We start from the raw sequence: 22125 nt of genomic DNA on the forward strand, positions 1-22125 counted from the left end.
GGTGGCGGCATCCATGCCGCCAACGGTCCCGCAATCAGCGAGGACACCGCACCAGATAGTTGGCTGGTGGTTTTGTGAAGAGCGAGGAGCGCGTCGCGGCTTGCCGGTTGCTCGTTGAAAACCATGCACACCGACCATCCCGACTGGTCCTTGCCCGCCCACCGTCGCGGGACCTTGAGCGGCATGGATGCCGCGCCAGAGCCTCCAGGGACGGATTCACGGCGTGTCCTGCGATGGTGGGCGGGCAAGGGCCATGCAGCAGACTCGCAGCAGTAACTTTTTTCTCGGCGACACGGTTTTCAAACCAGGCGCATGGAGCTCAAAAAACCACTGCGACGTAAAGGTGATAACCATCGTCGCCATCGATCGACGTCGATTCATCGCAGCCGATCAAGACACCGGCGGATACAGCGGCGCCAGCACTTCGGGTTCTGCTGCGCTTGCATGTTGCCAGCGGGGGCCCTTGGCGAACGCTTCCCGCAAGGCTGCGCGCGCGCCGGCCACATCGCCGTCGCCGCCCCAGCGCGCGCGTTGCATGCGCGCCACGGCTGCCCGCTGCGCCGGGTCTGCCAACGCCGCCAACACCGCGTCGATATCGGCAACACCGGCCATGCCACAGAGCACGACTGCCACATCGTCCATTCCGCCGGTGTCCAGCGCGCGGCGCAGCTCGGCCACGCCATGGGTTGCACGCTTGCCGGGCATGGGCGTGGCGCCAACGCTTGTGCCGTCAACACTGTTTGGCATGCCGCGCCGACGTCGCAACGCCCATACCAACGTCACTACCCACAACAGTGCGAAGCCGGTCGCCGCGGCAATCCATCCCCACGGCCGTTGCATAGCAGCGGACTGCTGCTGCAACGTCAGCGTACCGGCTGTTGGCGCAGGCGCCGCGTCGTTGATTGCCGGACGACCCGTTGGCGCAGGTGCTGGCGGTGGCGCGGCAAAGGCCCCGCTGCCGGCTGCAACATCCAACGTCAGATCCGGCAACGTCGCAGTCTTGGCCGCCGCTGCGGCCACATCCCACCACGCCACCTGCAGACCGGGGACTACCAAGGGACCGGCGCGGTTGGGCACGATCGAATAGCGCCGGGTCAACCGCAGTTGCGGCGAGCCGTCCACGAAGCGTTCCTCGAACTGCGCCGGCTCGGCGAACACCTGTGCGTCTGGCACGCTTGGCGTGGGCAATTCGGGGAACTGCGCCTGCGTGGCACCGCGCGCACTGGCTTCCACCACGAGTTGCGCCGCCTCACCGGCGGTGGCCCGCTGCGGCGTGGTCGTGTAGCGCAACTGCAGGCTGCGCAGCGGCAGCCAGGGCTGTGGTGCGTTGGCCGGCTGCGCGCGTACCTGCAGCGGAATGCTGGCGCTGCGCGCACTCAGCTCTCCGTTGCCGCGACCGAAGTAATCGTCGAAGAACCCGCCAACCGAACGCCCATTGAAACGGGCCGGCGGCAGCAGCAGACGCCCACTACGTTCGGGCACCAACAGATAGCGCCGCTCCACCACGTTGTACTGGCGTCCGTTGAGTACCTTGACCGAGCTGACGTCATCGCCGACGCGCTGCATCGATGCACCATCGGGAGCCTCAAGATCCAGCTCGCCCGATGCCAGCTGATTGGCGAAGTACAACCGCACCACCACGCCCACGCTCTGCTGCACGTAAGGCTGGGGGTCGTCCACCCGGGTTTCGACGAAAGCCTCTTCATTGCCCTGCGCCGCACTCGGCCCGCCGGCAGCGCCGCTGGAATTGCTGGCGGCATCGTTCGCCGCCCCAACCACCTGCAGGCGCAGGGGTTCGGTGCGCTCATTGCCCACCCGTATCGCCGGCACGATCAGTTCACCACTCTTGCGCGGCGTCAGCACCACACCGAACAAGGCACGCACCGTCACCGAACCGTTGGTCACCTGCATCTGCTGATTGGCGCTCTTGGCGCCCACCGAAAAATCGGTGCGCAGCGGCGTGTAATCCGGATCGACGCCGCGTTGGTCGGTTTCGATGTTCAACATCACCACGTCGCCAGCACTGGCGCTATCGCGATCAAGCCACGCGCGTGTGACCGCACCGGCTGGTGCGCCAACCAACAGCATCATGCTGGCCAGCATGCCGATCGCCGCGCGACGCAAATGGTGTCTGCCGATCATCGTCCGTCCCGTTGCCTGCGTTCGTATTCCAGCCTGAATTTGGTGCGTAGCAGGCTGCCCGGATCGTCCGGCACCCGCCGCAGCCACGCATCCACCGCCTGGCGTTGCTCGCGCTGTTCCGGCGTCTCGCTTGCGGCGGCGGCCTCCTGCTCGCCGCCTTGGCCCGTCTGCTTGTCGCCCGCCTGCGCCATGGCCTGTTGCATCTTGCGACGCTGCGCCTCATCGGCCTGCTGCTGCGCCTTGGCGTCGGCAGACTGCGGTGGCGAGCTCTGCTTGCTCTGCTCGCCTTGCCCGTTTTTGGATTGCGCATCCTGCGACTTGCCGTCCTGCGGCGTCTGCGCGTCGGAGGGCTGCTGCTTGCCGTCCTGCGGCTTCTGCCCATCCTGGCCGGATTGCTTGTCTTGTTGATTCTGGCCCGATTGCTGTTGCCCCTTCCCATCCTGGCCGGGTTGTTTCTGATCCTTGGACTGGCCTTTGCCGTCCTTATTGTTCTGCTGCTGACGCTTGCGCGCCGCATCGACCGCCGCGCGGTTGGCGATGGCGTCTTGCTGATTCGGATGTTGCTTGAGCGCACGGTCGTAGGCTGCGATCGCCGCGTCGTATTGGCCTTGTCGCGCCAGCGCGTTGCCGAGGTTGTACAGCCCCTCATCGGTTGGCACCGCTTCGAATGCCTTCTGCGCCGCCGCAAAATCGCCCTTGCGGTACGCCTGCACGCCGGCATCCAGGCGCTGTTGCTGCACCTGGTCGGCACGTTGCCACAAGGTGCCTTCCGCAGCGCGCGCGGGCTGCGCCAGCGGCAGCACGCAGACCATTGCCAGCACCGCCACCACCGCGCGGCGTCGAAACGCCAGCAGAGCCAACAGCATCACCGGCATCACCAGCCAATAGCCTTCGTCGAGCCAGGTCTTGCCACCATCGGACTCGGCGGTTTCATCTGCCAGCGGCTGTTGCGACGGGTCGAGCACACCCAAGGCGCGCAGATCCGCATCGTCCGGTGCGATGCGCGCATACCGGCCACCGCCCTGCCCGGCCAGGTCGCGCAGGCTGCTTTCGTCGAGCTTCGCCTGCATGATCTCGCCGCTGGCCGTGCGATACGCGGCGCCGCGCTCGCCGCCCACGCCCAGCGCAGAGACAGCGAATCCGCGCGAACGCGCCACCCGTGCGGCGCTTTCGGCGGAACGATCGGCACTATCGCTGACCAGCAGGATCTCGCCCTGCTTGAAACCGGCTTGCTGCAGCAGCTGGACGGCTGCATCGATGGCCCGGTCCGCGCGCTTGCCGTCGACCGGCATGACCGACGGCGACAGCGCATCCAGAAACAAGGCCACATTGGCGCTGTCTTCTGTCAATGGCGCAACCGTGAAGCTCTCACCCGCATAGACCAGCAATGCAACTTCGCCACCGGCACGTTTGCGCAGCAGCGTCGCCAGCTTGGCACGGGCCTGCAGCAGGCGCGATGGCGGCAGGTCGGTCGCGTTGGCACTGGACGACAGATCCAGCACCACCACCAGCGGCATGCTGAATTGATACACCGGGCGCTCGGTCTGGCGCCAACTCGGCCCGCTCATGGCGACCACGGCCAGCGCGTAGGTCAGCGCGGCCAGCACGAATCCCAGCCATCCGCGCCGACCACCGGAGACCAGCAATGTCGACAGCAGGTGCGCATCCACGCTTTGCCGCCAGACATCGGCATCGCGTCGGCGCCAGTGCCACAGCGCCGCCGCCGGCACGATCGCCAGCAACGCCCACAACAGCGTCGGGCGCAGCAAATGCAGCGACTGCAGCGACACTGCCACTTCGGTCAGCGCATTCATCGCCACCTCCGCGGCAGCACATAGGCCAGCAACGCAATCGCGATTGCCGCGCCCAAGGGCCAGTAATAACGCTCCACGCGCGGTTGCACCGACGGGCCAAGCCCCTTGACCGGTTCCAGCCGATCCAGCTCGGCATAGATGCCGGCCAGTTCTTCGGTATCGCGGGCGCGGAAGAAGCGCCCACCGGTCTGCTGGGCAATCTTGCGCAGCCCGTCTTCATCGATATCGTCGTTGCCACCGGCCGGAATCGGCACGCCGAACAAGGAATAGCCGCCGCTGCCGCCGAACGCGATGGTATGCACGCGCACGCCTTCGGCCTTGGCGAGTTCGGCGGCTTTCAACGGATTGAGCACGCCGGCAGTGTTGACGCCATCGGTGAGCAACACCACCACGCGTTGGCCCTGCTTTTGTTCGCGCAGACGCTTGACCGACAATGCGATCGCATCGCCAATCGCGGTTTCGCGCCCGGCCAGGCCCACCACGCTATCGGCCAGTTGATCGCGCACGGAGGTCAGATCGGCGGTCAATGGTGTCAGCGCGTAGGCGCGTTGACCGAACACCAGCAGGCCGACGCGATCGCCATCGCGCCGATCCAGGAAATCCGACAGCACTGCTTTGGCAGCGGTCAGTCGATCCACCACCTTGCCGCCGAGCACCATGTCCGGCTCGCTCATGCTCCCCGAAAGATCCACCGCCAGCATCATCTGGCGCGCCTCGCGCGGTGGCTGGATCACCTCGCCCAGCTGCTGCGGGCGTGCAAGCGCCGCACACAACAGGAACCAGCCCAGCCACGCCAGCCACCGCGGCATCCGCAGCGCCGGCATGCTTTTCGCTTGCGCCACCGCCTGCAGCTGCTCCGCATACGGCACGCGTAGCGCGGCCGCATTGGCACGAGGTTGCGGCCAAAACCACATCAGCAACGGCAACGGCATCAACCACCACGCCCACGGCCAGGCGCAGTGGGCCAGCGCGTCCTGCCATTGCGACCATTGCAGCCAGTTCATCGCCGGCCCCGCATCAGCGCTACGAAGCGCTGCCGCGCCAGCGCTTCCACCGCAGGCAGATCGCTCACTGCAGGGGTGCGTTGAAAGCCGCCTTCCAGCACGGCACGGCCAGGGCCCTGCGAAAACAGCTGGTCCTTGCTCTTGCGGCCATCCAGAAACTGCAACCAGGCATCGCCCTGCAAACGGTCGGCCTGTGGATCGACGCGGCGCGCCGCACGCCGCAGCAGCATCGACACCGCCGCAAGACGCTGCGCGGGCGTGGCGGCACTTTGCAATTGCGCATCGAAGGCAGCCAGCCAACGGTGCTGCCGCTGACGGCGTCGCCACCACCAGACCCACGCGCTGCCCAGCACCAGCACAATGACCGCGATCACCAGCCACCAGCCAGGCGCCAGCGGCCACCACGACGGCGACGACGGCAGATGGACATCACGCAGCGGCAGCGATTGCGGCGTCATCGTCAGCGCCTCTGCACGACGGGGCTGCCGCCCAACCAGGCATCGCTGGCATCGTCGGTCGACAATCGGTGCAAACGCACGCCACGCGCCTGCAGCAGCGTGCTCAGCCGCTCCAGCGGCGCGACGAATTCGGCATGCCAGCGCGCGCGTCCGGCCTGGCTGGAGAGATCGATGGCGACCCGCTCGCCGCGCACATCGAAGGTCAGTGCACGCGCAGGCGGGGCCAGCTCCAGTGGATCCACCAGCACGATCACCACCACCTCGTGATGCAAGGCCAGCCCCGACCAGCGCGTGGCAGAAATTCCATCGGCACTGCGCGCATCGGCCAGCACGGTCAGTCGTGCGCCGGGGCGCAACAGGCGCGCTGCATGATCCAGCGCCACATCCAACCCGGCATCGCCGGAGGGCGGTTGCGCGTACCAACGCGCAAATGCATCCAGCACCGGCAACACGCCACGCTGGCCGGAACGCGGCGCAATCGGCGCCTCGCTGGCGGTGCCGCGCAATGCCGCAATCCGGTCGCCCTGGCGCTGCGCCAGCCATGCCGCCACTGCGCCGACGCGCGCCGCCTGTACCGACTTGTAGCGCACCCGCGTGCCGAAGAAGAGCGCAGGCGAGGTGTCGGCCACGATCAGACTCAAGCGCTCGCGCTCGGCCTGAAACAACTTTGTGTGCGCACGTCCGGTACGTGCAGTCACGCGCCAGTCGATATGCCGTGCATCGTCGCCGGCCACGTACTCACGCGACTCGGCGTATTCCATGCCGCGCCCGCGCGTGGCCGCAGGCACCGGCCCCACCAACCCATGCCGACCGCGCCCGGGTTGGCCGCGATGAGCCGCGGTGCCGCGCAACGCAATCAACTCTGCAAGCGTCGGGCGCAGACCATCGCCGGCAACAGGCGACGGCGTGGTGGAAGGGGGCGAGAACGGCATCGAAGACATCGGTGTCTGGCGGGAGGGCGGCATACCTCAGCGACGCTACCCGATCAGGGCAGCGGAATCTTTTCGAGCAATGCAGCAACCAGGCGTTCGCCATCCCAGCCTTCGGCCGTGGCCTCGTAGCTGGGCAGCACGCGGTGCCGCAGCACGTCCGGGGCAATGGCGCGAATATCGTCCGGGGTCACGTAGTCGCGCCCGGCAAGCCACGCACGCGCACGCGCACAACGCTCCAGCGCGATCGAACCGCGCGGGCTTGCGCCCCAGGCAATCCGCCGCGCCAAGGCGGGGTCGTAACGCTGGGCGTCGCGCGAGGCGAGCACGATTTCGATCAGATAGCGTTCCAGCTGCGGCGCCAGATGCACGTCCAGCACCACGCGCCGTGCGGCAAAGACATCTTCCAGCGGAATCTTGTCGGGCACGGTCTCGTGCTTTTCCAGCGTGTCGCGGGCAGCCTCACGTGCCAGACGCAGGATTTCCGCCTCGGCGTCGGCCTGCGGATAGCCGATGCGCACATGCATCAGAAAGCGATCCAGCTGCGCTTCGGGCAACGGGAACGTACCCTCCTGCTCGATCGGGTTCTGCGTTGCCATCACCAGGAACAACTGCGGCAGCGCATAGGTATGACGACCCACAGTCACTTGCCGTTCGCCCATCGCTTCCAGCAACGCCGACTGCACCTTGGCCGGTGCGCGATTGATCTCGTCGGCCAGCAGAATCGGGTGGAAGATCGGCCCGGGCATGAACTCGAAACGGCTGTCCTGCGGCCGCCAAATCTCGGTACCGGTCAAGTCGGCCGGCAACAGATCCGGGGTGAACTGCACCCGCGCGAAATCTGCTTCCAGCCGCGAGGCCAGCGCGCGGATCGCGGTGGTCTTGGCCAAGCCCGGCGCGCCCTCCACCAGCAGATGACCATCGGCCAGCAAGGCGATCAGCAGCCGTTCGACTAATGCCGACTGCCCAACGATGCGCTGCGCCAGCGACTCGCGCAGCGAGGTGAATTGACGATGCAGCCGGTCCTCGGCGGGCGCGGCAACGGCTTCGGGGGGTAGCAGTGGCGGTGCGTTCATAGGTCCAGTGTGACCGATCCGGACGCGATTGGTTCACTTGGCGATGGCTAGAGGTTCAGTGAGTGACCGGGTTCATGCTCCACTCTGCCAGCCTCACACCAACAACGATTCGGTTCGATGGACAGCGCAGGCAGACATCTTCGAAGAAGGCGAGGCGAGTATGTCACCTGACACACACGAGGTTTGAAAGCGCCCCTAGAAGCGCGCCGCCTACATTGCTCCTTAAAAGAAGAAGGCCGCTGTCGCGGCCTCTTCTTCAAACGTCGCGCTTACCGCGCTGCGCTCGCCACCCGCAACACTTTCGGGGTAACGAAGACCAACAATTCAGCCTTTTCCTTACTGCGCCCACGCTTCTTGAACAGATTACCCAAGAACGGGATGTCGCCCAGGAACGGTACCTTCGACACGCTCTCACGGTCCGTGAATTCGTAAACGCCGCCGATCACGACGGTCTCCCCATCACCCACCAACACTGCCGTATTGACTTCCCGACGGTTGATTTCCGGCACGGTGCCGTACTGCGGCAGGTCGATAAACCGCGCGACCTCATCCTTTTTAACATTCATGTTAAGAAAGACGCGATTGTCGTTCGTAATCGTCGGCGTGACCTTCAGTTCAAGCAGAACTTCCTTGAATTGCACATTAGCTTGCGAACCGCCGCCTGCAACGCCCGCGCCGCTGATCGTCACATAGCCGATTTCACGTCCCTGCTTGATCACACCCTCACGTTGGTTGGCGGTCACGATGCGTGGGTTGGAAACGACTTCGCCGCGACCTTCTTCCTGCATCGCCGACAGCTCGATATCCAGGTTGAAGTGGGAACCCAATAGGGTGTATGCAAGACCTGCTGCACCACTGTTCGTGAAGCCGCCCGCTCCAAGATCGACGTTCAGCCCGGACGGAAACAGATGCGCCGGCAACGTAGTTTGTGTGCCGCCATTAGCGCGCTCCAGGCCGGCTTGCGCAGAAGTATTGAGGTAGTTGACGTTACTTTCTAGCGAACCGCTCAAAATCCCTCGACCAGTCGCACCGGTGATACCAAACCGCGCACCCAGATCCCGCGCAAACGTGTCGGTGGCAATCACGATCCGGCTCTCGATCAGCACCTGATCCACCGGGCGATCGATATGCGAGATCAGCTCGCGCATCTGCGCGACCTTCTTGGGAATATCGCTGATCATCAAAGTGTTGGTGCGTTCATCAGCAACCAAACGTCCGCGTGGTGACAAAAAGCCATTATCTTGCTGACCGGCACCACCTTGTCCGCCCTGACCGCCACCACCACCACCGCCGATCCCCTTGGCCTCGGTCAGCGCTTTAAAGATCACCGCCGCATTGTGGTAATTGATCTGCACGTAATCGGTGATCAGATCTTCGCGATTCTCGATCGCGATACGCGCGTCTTCTTTATCCTGCTCGAACTTGGCCAGCTCCGGTTGCGGGGCGACCCACACCACGCCGCCGTCGCGGCGCTTGTCCAGACCCTTGGCACGCAGCACGATGTCCAGCGCCTGGTCCCACGGCACATTCATCAGGCGCAGCGTGACGTTGCCCTGCACGGTGTCGGAGGCGACGATGTTGAGGTTGGATTCCTCGGCGATCAGCTGCAGCACGGTGCGCACCGGCACGTCCTGGAAGTTGAACGTCACCGGGCGGCCGGCGTAGCCGCGCGCCGCAATCTGCGCGGCGGCCTGCGTGACCGCTGCAGCACTCACGCCGCCAACGGCCGGCTGGCCCTTGCGCGGGGTGATTTCCACCACGTATTCGTTGCCGGTCTGGTAGGCCAGCGAGTCGAAGGCGCCCTTGGTCGACAGCACCAGCTGCGAACCGGAGCCGGACGGCTTCACTTCCACGCGCTGCACCGGCGTTGCGAAATCGGTGACATTGAGCGGGCGTTGCAGCTCGGCCGGCAGCCTGGCGTTGCTGATGTCCACCACCACGTTGTCGCCCTGCGTGCGCAGGTCCGGGCTCGCGCCCTGGCCGTCGAACTGCAGGATCAGACGGCCAGCGCCGTCTTGGCCGCGTTTGAAATCGATCTTGGACACCGCCAGGCTCGCCGGAGCGACCTTGGCCGGGTCCTGCGCAGGCTGAGTCAGCGCCGCCGCAGCGAACGCGCCGCCGCTCGCCAGGGCCAGCGCGAACCCCAACGCGCAGGCCTGGAAGATCGCGTGGCGTCGAACCGGACGCAGCCGCTGGGCATTGGAAAACGTCATCGTGCTATCCCCTATCACTTTATTGATCATCCAATGCGAGTGCTGCCGGCCGTTCAAGCCATCCACCCGCACCGTCCGGCACAAGTTCAATCAGCTCGATGCGGTCTTCGTAGACCCCGGTCACCCGGCCATCGCTCTGTCCCAGATACACACCCGGCCGCACCCGGTAGGTCACCTTGTCAGGCGCCATCACCAGCGCGATCAGGCCCGAGCCGCCGCCAATGGTCCCCACCATGTCGAGCGCGTCGAGCGGAAAGGCTTCCAACGGTTCCTTGCGCCGGTTCGGATCCGGACGTGTGCCATTGCCACCTTCGGCAGTGACCCAGGCATCGCTGAACGGGTCGCGCATCACCTGCGCGGCATATTCGAACGTCTCGAACTGCTGCATCACCGGCAACGGCTCCAGCGGCGGCGCAGGACGCGCGCGCACCTCGGCCACCCAGGCTTCCAGATTCGGCGCATCGCCCGGGGTGCTGGTCACACCGCGCGTGCACGCCGGCAATACTGCAATTAGCGCCACGCAGGACAGGATCTTGAGCAGTTTCATGGTCATTGGCCGCCCTTCTTCGCAGCGTCGGCCGCAGCCTTCTCCTGCTCGGCCATTTCCTCATCGTCCAGATAACGATAGGTCTTGACCGTGCCGGACAGCTCCAGCGCACCGCGCGGGGTGATGCCGGCCTTGGGATCCTTGGGCTTGAGGTTGATGTCGTGCATGGTCAGGATCACCACGCGCGGCAGCGATGCCACACCGCTGACGAAGGCGCCGAACTGGTGGTAGCTGCCCACCATGCGCAGGGCGATCGGCTTCTCGGCGTAGAACTCCTTGGGCGATTCCGGTCCCGGCTGGAACAGCTCGTTGGACAGGCCGCTGGACAGCGCGGTCTGCGAGATGTCGATGATCAGATCCGGCATTTCGGTCTTGCTGGGCAGCTGACGCAACATCTGCTGCAGCACCTGTTCCATCTGCGCGAGCTGCTGCTTGAGCGGCTCCAGATTCACCGCGCGCCCCTGCTGGGTCTCGAACTCGGTGCGCAGCTGCGTTTCGGTGCCTTCCAGGCCTTCGAGTTCATCGCGCTTGCCGCTGATCAACAGGAACCAGGCCAGCACCAGAATGAACAGACCAACCACCACGCAGAACACGATGCGTGCCTGCTGCGGCCAGCCGCCGATGTTGTTGAAATCCAGATCGCTGAGCTTGAAGGATTTCTTGCTCATGACGCTGCCCCCTGCTGCGGCCGATTGGCGGGCGCCGGCGCTGGCTGCGGTGCTGCCGCAGGTGCGCTCGGCGGCGTTGCAGGCGCAGCAGGCGTGGTAGCAGCCGGCGTTGCGCCCGGTGCAGCGGCACCCGGCGCAGCCGGATCCACCACCGCGGGCGCGGTGCCGTTCTTGTCGGCCTCGTTCGGATTGGCCAGCTTGACCTTCAGCGTGAATACGTATGGCAGCGTCTTGGTGTCCATCGACGAGGTGGCAGGCTGCCCGGCCTTGTCCTGGCTCTTGGCCTCGATGATCGACAGGTCCGGATTGGTCATCCAGCCCGAGCCTTCCAGGTTGCGCATGTAGGCACTGACGCGCGCATTGGATTGCGAGCGGCCTTCCAGCGTCAGGATGTCGCCATCCTGCTTGATGTTGGTCAGCGCCACGCCATCGGGAATGGTGCGCACCAGCGAATCGAACAGGTGCACCATCTGCGAGCGGTTGGCCTGCAGCTCCTCGATCACCTTCTTGCGCGCAAGCAGGCGATCCTTCTTCTTGTCGAGTTCCTTGATCTCTTCGTTCTGCGCCTTGACCTTATCGATCTCGGTGGTCAGGAACGCATTGCGCTCGGTCTGGCCGCTGATCTGCCCGTCGTAGTAGAACCAGATCAGCGCCGACAACAGCACGCCACCGAGCGCGGCGAAGCCGAGCATCGAATAGAACTCACGCTCGCGCGCCTTCCGGCGCTCGGCGCGCCAGGGCAATAGATTGATTCTTGCCATCAGTCAAAGCTCCTCAGGGCCAGGCCGGTGGCGATCATCAATGCAGGCGCATCCAGTGCCAGCGCATGGGCCTGAACCTTCGGGCCCAGCGTCATCTGCGCGAGCGGGTTGGCGACCACGGTGGTCACGCCCAGCTGCTCTTCCACCATCTCCGGCAGGCGCGAGAGCGCGGCGCAACCGCCGGCCAGCACGATGCAGTCGACGCGATTGAATTCGCTGCCCGCATAGAAGAACTGCAGCAAACGGCTGATCTGCTGCACCGTGGCTTCCTTGAACGGCTCCAGCACTTCGACCTCGTAGCTCTCCGGCAACCCGCCCTGGCGCTTGGCCAGGCCGGCTTCTTCGTAGGTCAGGCCATAGCGACGCATCACTTCGTCGGTGAGCTGCTTGCCGCCGAACACCTGTTCGCGGCTGTACAGGCTACGACCGGAACGCAGCACGCTCAGCGTGGTCATGGTGGCGCCGATATCCACCAGCGCCACCACTGCGTCAGCGGCCACCGGCAGTTCGCTGGCAACCAGGGCAAAGGCGTTTTCGACCGCGAAGGCCTCCACGTCCATCACCTTGGCGGTCAGACCACCGAGTTCCAGCGCCGACTGGCGCAGTTCCACATTCTCCGAGCGCGAGGCCGCCAGCAGCACCTGCACCATGTCCGGGCTGTTGGGCATCGGACCGAGCACCTCGAAATCGAGATTCACTTCCTCGATGGGGTACGGGATGTAATTGGTGGCTTCAAGTTCGACCTGGGCCTCCAGATCGCTGTCGTCCAGATCGGCAGGCATCGGGATCAACTTGGTGATCACCGCAGACCCTGCCACGGCCGCAGCCGCGTTCTTGGCCTTGCTGCCGGACCGGTTGATGGCGCGACGAATCGCTTCGCCCACCGCCTCCACTTCAACGATGGTCTTTTCCACGACCGCATTCGGCGGCAACGGTTCTACTGCGTAATGTTCCACGCGGAAACGGTTCCCGCTGCGCGACAGCTGCAAGAGCTTCACGGCAGTAGAACTAATGTCGACACCAATCAGTGGCGACTGACTCTTGGGTAAAAGCCCCACGGTAACTCCCCTGCCGACGGGCACTTGGACGCATGTCTGCGCCCTCGTATTAATAATCAAATTTTAACAGTTGACAAGCCCTTCACGCGCCAGGCAATGACCCGGCGACGTGACCCCAGTGCTGTCTTCTGCGATCCCCAGAGTTCGGCCCCAGCCAAACTCGGCGTCATCTATACTCTGTGACCAAGAAATCTGCAATCGGAATCTCTCTTACATGCCCCGTATTCGCCGTTGGCTGGGCTGGATCCTGGCCACGCTCGTTGTGCTCGCACTGCTTGGCGCTATTGCTGCCGGCGGCCTGTATTACGCCATTTCCTCGAAGTTGCCGGACGTGCAGTCGCTCAAGCAGGTAGAACTGCAGGAGCCGATGTACGTCTATTCCAGCGATGGCCGCCTGATGGCCGTCTATGGCGAGACCCGGCGCTACCCGATCCAGATGAAGGACGTGCCGCTGCGCCTGAAGCAGGCATTTCTGGCCACCGAGGACGCCCGCTTCTACCAGCACGGGGGCGTGGACTACAAGGGCATCGCCCGTGCGGTGTGGCTGCTGGCCAGTACCGACGCCAAGCGCGTGCCGGGCGGCTCGACCATCACCCAGCAGGTGGCGCGGCAGTTCTTCCTCAGCTCCGAGTACAGCTACACCCGCAAGCTCGCCGAGATCCTGCTGGCGCGCAAGATCGAGAGTGAGCTGAGCAAGGACGAGATCTTCGAGCTGTATCTCAACAAGAGCTTCTTCGGTAACCGCGCCTACGGCGTCGGTGCCGCCGCCGAGTACTACTACGGCAAGAAGATGAGCGAGTTGAGCCTGGACGAGATGGCCTCGCTGGCCGGCATCCCCAAGTTCCCGTCCAGCGGCAATCCGATCAGCAACCCCGAGCGCGCACGCGAACGCCGCGACTACTACGTGCTGCAGCGCATGGCCGACCTGGGCTTTGTGACCCAGGCCGAGTCCGACGACGCCAAGGCGGTGCCGATGCATGCCAAGCCGCACGAGCCGCCGGTCGAGGTGTACGCGCCTTACGTGGCCGAGCTGGTGCGCCAGGAAATGATCGCCAAGTATGGCGGCGATGTACTCAACAAGGGCTATCACGTCACCACCACCATCGATGCCACCCTGCAGACCGGCGCCGATGCGGCCGTGGCCGAAGGTCTGCGCCTGTACGACCACCGCCATGGCTGGCACGGCGTGGAGCAGCATTTCGATGTCGCCGCCGATGCGGATGCGCCGGCACTGGCCAAGCATTTGTCGGGTGCATTTACCCAGGGCGGCCTGCGTGCGGTGATCGTGGCGCGTACCAATCCCGATGGCGGGGTGACCGTCGTGCAGAGCGACAAGACCGAGCTGACCCTGCCGGCCAGCGCCAGCCGCTGGACCAACAAGACGCCGGCCAAGTTGCTGACGCGCGGCGACCTGACCCGTATCCGCGCCGGCGAAAAGGAAGGCGAATGGATCATCGACCAGCTGCCGCGCGGCCAGGCCGCGCTGGTGTCGCTGGATGCCAACAGCGGTGCGCTGCGTGCGCTGGTCGGCGGTTTCAGCTTTGCCGGCAACAAGTTCAATCGCGCCACCCAGGCGCGGCGCCAGCCGGGCTCGAGCTTCAAGCCGTTCGTGTATGCGGCCGCCTTCGAGAAAGGCTTCAACCCGGCCTCGATCGTGCTGGATGCGCCGGTGGTCTTCCGCGACCGCCGTGGCAAGACCTGGTCGCCGCAGAACGACGGCGGCGGCTTCCGCGGCCCGATGCGCCTGCGCGAGGCGCTGGTGCAGTCGCGCAACCTGGTGTCGGTGCGCCTGCTGGACGCGATCAGCGTCGATTTTGCACGCAAATACATCAGTCAGTTCGGTTTCCAGGAAGCCGAGTTGCCGCCCAACCTGTCGATGTCGCTGGGCACCGCCTCACTGACGCCACTGTCGGTGGCGCGTGGCTACGCCGTGTTCGCCAATGGCGGCTCGCGGGTGGAGACCTGGATCGTGGACGAGGTCAAGGACCGCGACGGCAATGTGGTCTTCAAGGAAGTGCCGGCGGTGGCCTGCCGTACCTGCGCCTTGCAGGGCGGCAATGTCGCGCCGGTGAGCCAGGTGGTGGATGGCTTCAACTTCGGCGCCCCCGCCCTGCCCAAATCGATCGAACCGACCACCGCGACGCCGGCCACGCCGGCGGAGACCGCCCCGGCAGCCACTGCCGAAACCAAGATCGCACCGCGCGCCATCGACGAACGCACCGCCTACCAGCTGGTGTCGATGATGCGCGACGTGGTCCAGCGCGGCACCGGTACCGCGGCCAAGGTGCTCGGCCGCGAGGACGTCGGCGGCAAGACCGGCTCCACCAACGACCACCGCGATGCCTGGTTCTCCGGCTTCGGCGGCCCCTACGCCACTACCGTATGGGTGGGCCGCGACGATTTCCGCTCGCTCGGCTATCGCGAGTACGGCGGCAAGGCGGCGCTGCCGATCTGGATCGACTACATGCGCGTGGCGCTCAAGGACAAGCCGATCGCCGCCAACGACCCGCCCGATGGCATGACCCAGGCAACCATCAACGGCGCGGTCGAATGGGTCAAGAACGAAGATCTGGACCGCTTGCAGGATTACGACTACGGCCTGCAGGAACAGCAGGACGAAAAGGCCTTCGATATTTTCTGACGGCAGCGAGTCGGGAATCGGAATTGGGGAATCGTGACGGCGCGGCTGTTCGGTTCCCCTTTTTTCTGGGGTGTGTGATGGCGCACGGCACGCATGATCGACGTAGCGCTCGCGCTCGATCGCGCTTCAGGACGGCGCGCTGGATTCGCCATGTCTTCATGCAGCTGTTGTAGAGTCGAGCTCAGGTTCATAGGGGAGCCCGGTCATGCATCACGCACGCGAGCACGCCGATACACGAACCCGCGAACGTCGCCATCGCCTGGCGCACGAAGCCGCGCGCCTGATGGCCGAGGGCGGCATCCGCGATTTTCATCAAGCCAAGCTCAAGGCGGCCAGCCGGCTCGGCATTCATGACGACGCCTCATTGCCGCGCAACCGCGAGATCGAAGACGCGTTGCGCGAATACCAACGCCTGTTCGCCGGACCTGCACACGGCGTGCGTGTACGCCAACGTCGCGAAGCCGCGCTGCGGGCGCTGGAATTTCTCCGCCCGTTCCAGCCGCGACTGACCGGCCCGGTGCTGGATGGCACCGCCGATGCCAACGCGCCGGTGCAGTTGCAGCTGCACAGCGACGATGCCGATGCAGTGCAGCGCTTTCTGGAAGAACACCGCATTCCGGCCGAGTCGCGCACGCGCCGCCTGCGCCTGGATCGCGAGCGCACCGGCGAGTTTCCAGTGTGGCTGTTCAGCGCGGAAGAGCTGACCTTCGACCTGACCGTGCTGCCATACGACGCACTGCGGCAGGCGCCATTGTCGCAACTGGACGAAAAACCGATGCCACGCGCATCGGCCGCGCAGCTGCGTCAGCTGTTGGCCGACGAGGACGGCCCCGACGTCTTGCAGCTACCGCGCTGAGCCGCGGTCATTGCGGCGCCGAGCCTGCGAATGCGGCAAGCTGGAGACGCGCTCTTCGATGCGAGGATGTCGCGACGAGAGCGATCGTTTGTAGGGGTGTAATTTCCACTGCACCCATCCGACGCGATGAGCGCCGCCGACACCGACACCGACACCGACACCGCGGCAGTATCGCGCTTGGCTTGCAGACCGACCGCAACCTGCAGCCATCCCAAAGCAAACGCCCCGCAATGCGGGGCGTTCGTTCAAGCAGACAACCGCAAACGCTTAGCGCTGGCCGGCGTCGGTGTAGTCGCGCTTGTCGTAGCCGGTGTAGATCTGGCGCGGACGGCCGATCTTCATTTCCGGGTCGACCTGCTGCTCCAGCCAATGCGACACCCAGCCGGCGGTGCGTGCAATGGCAAACATCACGGTGAACATTTCCACCGGGATATTCAGCGCCTTGTAGATCAGGCCCGAATAGAAGTCGACGTTCGGGTACAGCTTGCGCTGCACGAAGTAGTCGTCCTTCAGCGCGGCTTCTTCCAGCTTCAGTGCCACTTCAAGCAACGGGTCGTTGACGCCCAGCTCGCCCAGCACCTTGTGGGTCATCTCGCGGATGATCTTGGCGCGCGGGTCGAAGTTCTTGTAGACGCGGTGACCGAAGCCCATCAGACGGAACGAGGAGTTCTTGTCCTTGGCCTTGGCCACGGCCGACTCGACGTTATCGGCGGTGCCGATCTCTTCGAGCATCTTCAGCACGGCTTCGTTGGCGCCACCGTGTGCCGGGCCCCACAGTGCGGTGATGCCCGCTGCGACCGAGGCGTACGGGTTGGCACCGGTCGAACCGACCAGGCGCACCGTCGAGGTGGAGGCGTTCTGTTCGTGGTCGGCGTGCAGGATAAACAGCAGATCCAACGCCTTGGCAACGACCGGGTTGATCTCCAGCGGCTCGCTCGGCACTTCGAACATCATGTGCAGGAAGCGGTCGACGTAGTTCAGGTTGTTGCGCGGGTAGCGGATCGGCCAGCCGATCGAATAGCGGTACGCGGCAGCCGCCAGGGTGGGCACCTTGGCGATCAGACGGATGGCGGCCTGACGGCGCTGTTCCGGATCGTTGAGGTCCAGGGTGTCGTGGTAGAACGCCGACAGCGAGGCGACCGAGCCGGCCAGCATGGCCATCGGGTGCGCGTCGTGACGGAACCCACCGAGGAAGTTCTTCAGCGACTCGTGCATCATCGTGTGATGCGTCACTTCGTGGTCGAACTTCTTGAATTCGTCCGCCGTCGGCAGTTCGCCGTTCATCAGCAGGTACGACACTTCCAGGAAGCTGGACTTCTCGGCGAGCTGTTCGATCGGGTAGCCGCGATACAACAACACGCCGTTGTCGCCATCGATGTAGGTGATGGCCGACTTGCAGCTGGCGGTGGCGGTAAAGCCCGAGTCGTAGGTGAACAGACCGGTTTCTTTGGTCAGCTTTGAGATATCGACGCAATCATTGCCCAACGTGGGCTTGAGAACCGGCAGAACGACCGACTTGTCGCCGGCGTTGAGCGTGACCTGATCAAGATCGGACACTGTGTACGCTCCTTCAGTGGAAGGCGCCTGATCCCACATGGGCAGGCACGTGATGGAAGTCCAAGGCGTCGCCTCGGATCACGTCATTATCGCACAGCAGCATTTTGGCCGTCGCTTGGACAGAAGTCGTAGATGCATTGGCCAGGGACACGCACATGAAACGCGGGCGACCTAAAAAACAACGGCCGCGCAGTGCGCGGCCGTTGCCGGTACAGCCCGTCCTGCAAGTTCAGCGCGCGTAGCGCTTCTGGAACTTGTCGATACGGCCGCCGGTGTCGATCACCTTGTGCTTGCCGGTATAGAACGGGTGCGACGCCGAAGAAATTTCCACCTTGATCAGCGGATATTCCTGGCCGTCTTCCCACTTCACGGTCTCTTTCGAGCCCATGGTGGAACGGGTCAGGATCTTGAAGTCGGACGTCACGTCGTGAAAGACGACGTCTTTGTAAGTGGGATGCACGTTATCTTTCATGGACTTGGCGCCGGGCTGCCTGGATAAGCCGAGCATTATAGCGGCCTCCGTTCGCCCGGCGCAAGGTTGCCCTAGCCAGCGGCCAGGGCGGCCCCGACCAGGCCATAGAACTGCGGGCGGTCGTACGCCAGCAGCAGGTTGGCGTTGTCGGGCGCCCCACCCTGCCGGTTCCAGTCCACCAGGGTCATGCCACGGGTATGCGTGCCGGACAGCTCGATGTGGACCGGGCGCTGCTCCAGCCGCTGCGCCCCTTCCGGGTGCAGGGCGAAGGCCATCGCCAGCGCGTCGGCGGCATACCAGTACTCGCCGCGGCTGTCTTCGGACCACAACCGGGTCTTGCGCGAGATTTCCTCGTAGAAGCGGGCGCGGGGGGTGTCGGCGGCCAGCCACTGTTCCACGTCCCGGTGCAACAGGCCATGCGCGATGGTGGCCTCCCAGTCGGCGACGTCGAACTGCGGGAAGCCGCGGAACACGATGTGCGCGGCCTCCGGGTCGAAGCCGATGTTGAATTCGGCCGCCGCGGTGATGTTGCCGTGCCCGGTCAGCGCGCCGCCCATCACCACCAGCCGTGCCACACGCTGCGGCAGGGTCGGGTCCAGGGTGAGCGCCAGCGCAAGATTGGTCAGCGGGCCCAGTGCGACCAGCAGCAGCTCGCCGGCGTGCTCGTGCGACAGCCGCAGGATGGCGAGCGCGGCGTGTTCGGCCTCGGCAGTACGCTTGGCCGGTGCCAGACCCACATCGCCGAAGCCGTCGATCCCGTGCACGTGCGCTGCATCCACCGAAGGGTGCAGCAGCGGCTGCGGGCAGCCGGCGTAGACCGGTACATCGGAGCGGCCGGCGATCTCGCACACCTTCAAGGCGTTGCGCACGGTGTGCTCCAGGCCGACGTTACCCGCGGCGATGGTCAGCCCGACCACCTCGTGGCGGGTGTCGTTGAAGGCCATCAGCAGCGCCAGCGCGTCATCCACGCCGGGGTCGGTGTCGATCAGCAGCGGTATCTTTTTGGTCATGGGATTGGAGATCGGGCATTCGGGATTCGTTGCGGCATCTTCGCAAGGATCGGCGAGCCGCGCGAATTCCAGGAACGTCCAGGTCGCAGCAACCCCGCTTTGACGAATCCCCAATCCCGACTCCCCACTCCCCGCCGCTCAAGCGGCCGCATACCGCACCGCGCCACCGATCCAGCGGGCGACGACGCGATCGGCGATTTCCGGCGCTTCGGCCAGCAGCCGTTCGGCCAGCACCTGCACGCGCGGTAGCAAGCCGGCGTCACGCGCCAGATCGGCGATGCGGAAACTGGCAAGGCCAGTCTGCCGTGTGCCCAGCAGTTCGCCGGGGCCGCGCAATTCCAGGTCCTTTTCCGCGATCACGAAGCCGTCGTTGGTCTGGCGCATGGTTTCCAGACGCTGGCGCGCCATCATCGACAGCGGGCCCTGGTACAGCAGCACGCAACTGGACGCGGCCGCGCCGCGCCCGACCCGGCCGCGCAGCTGGTGCAACTGGGCCAGGCCCAGGCGTTCGGCATTTTCGATGATCATCAGCGAGGCATTGGGCACGTCCACGCCGACTTCGATCACGGTGGTGGCAACCAGCAGATCGCTGCGGCCCTGCTTGAAATCGAGCATGGCCTTTTGTTTTTCGGCCGGCTTCATGCGGCCATGCACGAGTGCGACGCGCACGCCGGGCAGCTGCGCCGACAAGGCTTCGAAGGTGACTTCGGCGGCCTGCGCTTCGATACGTGGTGGCCCGTTTGGCGCACCCTTGCCGGGTTCCTCGCTTTCTTCGATCAGCGTGCATACCCAGTACGCCTGGCGTCCTTCGGCGCAGGCGGCGCGGATGCGCTCGACCAGATCGGGGCGGCGTTCTGCGCTCAGCACGATGGTCTGCACCGGCGTGCGGCCGGGCGGCAGTTCGTCGATGGCTGACACGTCCAGATCCGCATAGGTGGACATCGCCAGCGTGCGCGGGATCGGCGTGGCGGTCATCACCAACTGATGCGGCACGCTGCCCGCCGCCGCGCCCTTGTCGCGCAGTGCCAGGCGCTGGTGCACGCCGAAGCGGTGCTGTTCGTCGATGATGGCCAGCGCCAGATCGTGGAAGACCACCGCTTCCTGCATCAGTGCGTGCGTGCCCACCACCACCTGTGCCTGGCCGGAGGCGACCTCGGCCATCGCCGCAGCGCGCGCCTTGCCGGTGACCTTGCCGGCCAGCCAGACGATGCGCACTCCCAGCGGCTCCAGCCAGCCACGCAGATTGGTGAGGTGCTGCTCGGCCAGCAGTTCGGTGGGTGCGGCGAGTGCGACCTGTTTGCCCTGCTCCACCGCCAGCATCGCCGCCAGCGCAGCGACCACGGTCTTGCCGCTGCCGACATCGCCTTGCACCAGCCGCAGCATCGGCGAGGGCTGCGCCAGGTCGTGTGCGATCTGCTCGAACACGCGTTGTTGCGCGCCGGTGAGCTGGAACGGCAAGGCGCTGCGCAATTGCTGCACCAACGTGCCGTTGCCGGGCAACACCGGCGCATGAAACCGCTGCAGCGCGATGCGCTGGCGGCGCAGGCTGAGTTGATGCGCCAGCAGTTCTTCGATGGCCAGGCGCTGCTGGGCCGGATGCCCGCCGGCGAGCAACTGCTGCGGGTCGGTATTCACCGGCGGGCGATGCATGGTCAGCAATGCCTCGCGCAGCGATGGCAGTTGCTCGTCCTGCAGCCAGTGCGGCGGCAGCAATTCCAGCGCGGCCTCCGGCGGCAACCGCTCCAGCGCCTGGCCGATGAGCTTGCGCAGCGTGGCCGGCCCAACGCCCTCCAATACCGGATAGACCGGGTCCAGGCTGTCGCCCAGCCCGGCGTCTTCGTCCGGCGCGAGCACGCGGTAGCTGGGGTGCACGATCTCCCAGCCGTGCTGGCCGGGCTTGGGCGTGCCGAACACGCGCACGCGCGTGCCGACGGCAAACTGCGCCACCTGCGCGGCGCGAAAGTGGAAGAAGCGCAGCACCACCGTGCCATGCGATTGGTCCGAGACCGCTACGCGCAGCACCGGCCGGAAGCGGAAGCCACGCTCCACCGCATCGACGCGCCCTTCGATCTGCGCCGGCACGCCGCCTTGCAACTGCGCGATGGTGGTCAGCCGCGTACGGTCTTCATAGCGCAGCGGCAGATGCAGCCACAGGTCCTGCACGCTCAGGATGCCGCGCGCGGCGAATTTGTCGGCCACCTTCGGGCCGACCCCGGGCAGGCTGGACAGCGGTGCCTGGCCGGCGGCGGCCAGGGCCGGGGTGACGGGACGCGCGCGCGGCACGACGGATCGAATCGGCTCAGTTGGGCACGATCACTCGATCACCATTACCGCATCGACTTCAAACCCGGCGCCCTTGGGCAGGCCGGACACTTCGATGGTGGAACGCGCGGGGAACGGGGCCTTGAAATACTCCTGCATCACCGCGTTGACGGCAGCGAACTGGCCAAGGTCGGTGAGGTACAGGCCAAGACGCACGATCTTGTCGAGCGAGCCGCCAGCCGCTTCGGCCACCGCCTTGAGGTTGTCGAACGCGCGACGCGCCTGCGCGCCAATGTCGCCCGGCACGATCTCGCCGGTAGCCGGGTCCAGCGGAATCTGACCGGAGAAATACACCGTGTTGCCGGCACGCACGGCCTGCGAATACGGGCCGATGGCGGCAGGCGCCTGGTCGGTATGGATGATCTGGGACATGGCGACTCCGTCAACACTGAAAACGAACGCGCATTGTATCGGCGCATGCGGTTGACGAGCGAATGGGGGATGGCTGCGCGCGGGCGGTAGCTGGCGGACTAGTCCACTGAATCATTGAAATCGGATGCATGATCCCCAGGTAGTGTGTCATGCAAAGAACGAAGTTGACGATCCAACAGCGTGCTGAATTGGAGGCGGTGATGCGCAAGCGTCACGGCAACGCCG

Annotated in this window: 18 protein-coding genes; 2 read left to right on the plus strand and 16 right to left on the minus strand. The window is 65.3% G+C overall.

The window, feature by feature from the left end; all coding sequences use genetic code 11:
• Positions 1-390 precede the first annotated feature (390 nt).
• From A7D16_RS02300 to A7D16_RS02350, 11 genes are all read right to left on the minus strand, one after another.
• The gene (locus A7D16_RS02300) at positions 391-2142 is read right to left on the minus strand and encodes a BatD family protein (RefSeq protein WP_064629434.1); all 1752 of its coding nucleotides are present in this window, start codon (positions 2140-2142) and stop codon (positions 391-393) included.
• Positions 2139-3956 (minus strand): VWA domain-containing protein, encoded by a 1818-nt coding sequence (locus A7D16_RS02305; protein WP_064629436.1) that lies wholly within the window; start codon positions 3954-3956, stop codon positions 2139-2141. The genes A7D16_RS02300 and A7D16_RS02305 overlap by 4 nt, the downstream gene beginning before the upstream one ends.
• Positions 3953-4960 (minus strand): vWA domain-containing protein, encoded by a 1008-nt coding sequence (locus A7D16_RS02310; protein WP_064629438.1) that lies wholly within the window; start codon positions 4958-4960, stop codon positions 3953-3955. Before A7D16_RS02310 ends, A7D16_RS02305 begins: the two co-directional genes overlap by 4 nt.
• Positions 4957-5418 carry a DUF4381 domain-containing protein gene (locus A7D16_RS02315; protein ID WP_064629440.1) on the minus strand — a complete coding sequence of 154 codons (462 nt, stop codon included), beginning with the start codon at positions 5416-5418 and terminating at the stop codon, positions 4957-4959. Before A7D16_RS02315 ends, A7D16_RS02310 begins: the two co-directional genes overlap by 4 nt.
• Before the next feature lie 2 nt (positions 5419-5420).
• Positions 5421-6383: a DUF58 domain-containing protein gene (locus A7D16_RS02320; RefSeq protein ID WP_064629441.1), complete on the minus strand. Its 963-nt coding sequence runs from the start codon at positions 6381-6383 to the stop codon at positions 5421-5423.
• Between the two features lie 20 nt (positions 6384-6403).
• The gene (locus A7D16_RS02325; protein WP_064629444.1) at positions 6404-7423 is read right to left on the minus strand and encodes an AAA family ATPase; all 1020 of its coding nucleotides are present in this window, start codon (positions 7421-7423) and stop codon (positions 6404-6406) included.
• A gap of 269 nt (positions 7424-7692) precedes the next feature.
• Entirely contained in the window at positions 7693-9636 is a 1944-nt protein-coding gene (locus A7D16_RS02330; protein ID WP_064629445.1) for a type IV pilus secretin PilQ, read from the minus strand.
• 19 nt (positions 9637-9655) lie between these two features.
• Positions 9656-10189 (minus strand): pilus assembly protein PilP, encoded by a 534-nt coding sequence (locus tag A7D16_RS02335; RefSeq protein ID WP_047695636.1) that lies wholly within the window; start codon positions 10187-10189, stop codon positions 9656-9658.
• The gene (locus A7D16_RS02340; RefSeq protein ID WP_006451354.1) at positions 10186-10851 is read right to left on the minus strand and encodes a type IV pilus inner membrane component PilO; all 666 of its coding nucleotides are present in this window, start codon (positions 10849-10851) and stop codon (positions 10186-10188) included. The genes A7D16_RS02335 and A7D16_RS02340 overlap by 4 nt, the downstream gene beginning before the upstream one ends.
• Positions 10848-11612: a PilN domain-containing protein gene (locus A7D16_RS02345; protein WP_064629447.1), complete on the minus strand. Its 765-nt coding sequence runs from the start codon at positions 11610-11612 to the stop codon at positions 10848-10850. The genes A7D16_RS02340 and A7D16_RS02345 overlap by 4 nt, the downstream gene beginning before the upstream one ends.
• The gene (locus A7D16_RS02350) at positions 11612-12670 is read right to left on the minus strand and encodes a pilus assembly protein PilM (protein ID WP_064629449.1); all 1059 of its coding nucleotides are present in this window, start codon (positions 12668-12670) and stop codon (positions 11612-11614) included. Before A7D16_RS02350 ends, A7D16_RS02345 begins: the two co-directional genes overlap by 1 nt.
• Before the next feature lie 214 nt (positions 12671-12884).
• Here A7D16_RS02350 and A7D16_RS02355 point away from each other — a divergent pair, with 214 nt between their 5' ends.
• Positions 12885-15311: a penicillin-binding protein 1A gene (locus A7D16_RS02355; RefSeq protein ID WP_064629452.1), complete on the plus strand. Its 2427-nt coding sequence runs from the start codon at positions 12885-12887 to the stop codon at positions 15309-15311.
• 205 nt (positions 15312-15516) lie between these two features.
• Positions 15517-16167 (plus strand): hypothetical protein, encoded by a 651-nt coding sequence (locus A7D16_RS02360; RefSeq protein WP_064629454.1) that lies wholly within the window; start codon positions 15517-15519, stop codon positions 16165-16167.
• A 267-nt stretch (positions 16168-16434) separates the two neighbouring features.
• On the opposite strand, the gene A7D16_RS02365 is transcribed toward A7D16_RS02360, so the two are convergent.
• The 5 genes from A7D16_RS02365 to A7D16_RS02385 form a co-directional block, all read right to left on the minus strand.
• Positions 16435-17724 (minus strand): citrate synthase, encoded by a 1290-nt coding sequence (locus A7D16_RS02365; RefSeq protein WP_024938127.1) that lies wholly within the window; start codon positions 17722-17724, stop codon positions 16435-16437.
• A gap of 229 nt (positions 17725-17953) precedes the next feature.
• Positions 17954-18196, minus strand: a complete 243-nt coding sequence (locus tag A7D16_RS02370; protein WP_064629455.1) for a type B 50S ribosomal protein L31 — start codon at positions 18194-18196, stop codon at positions 17954-17956.
• 71 nt (positions 18197-18267) lie between these two features.
• Complete coding sequence (locus tag A7D16_RS02375; protein WP_064629457.1) at positions 18268-19206, minus strand: nucleoside hydrolase; 939 nt, start codon at positions 19204-19206, stop codon at positions 18268-18270.
• A 138-nt stretch (positions 19207-19344) separates the two neighbouring features.
• Complete coding sequence (recG, locus tag A7D16_RS02380) at positions 19345-21489, minus strand: ATP-dependent DNA helicase RecG (protein WP_064629459.1); 2145 nt, start codon at positions 21487-21489, stop codon at positions 19345-19347.
• A 30-nt stretch (positions 21490-21519) separates the two neighbouring features.
• Positions 21520-21900, minus strand: coding sequence for a RidA family protein (locus A7D16_RS02385; RefSeq protein WP_064629461.1), 381 nt, complete (start codon positions 21898-21900; stop codon positions 21520-21522).
• Positions 21901-22125 lie beyond the last annotated feature (225 nt).

This window comes from Xanthomonas nasturtii, from assembly GCF_001660815.1.
Lineage (GTDB): Bacteria > Pseudomonadota > Gammaproteobacteria > Xanthomonadales > Xanthomonadaceae > Xanthomonas > Xanthomonas nasturtii.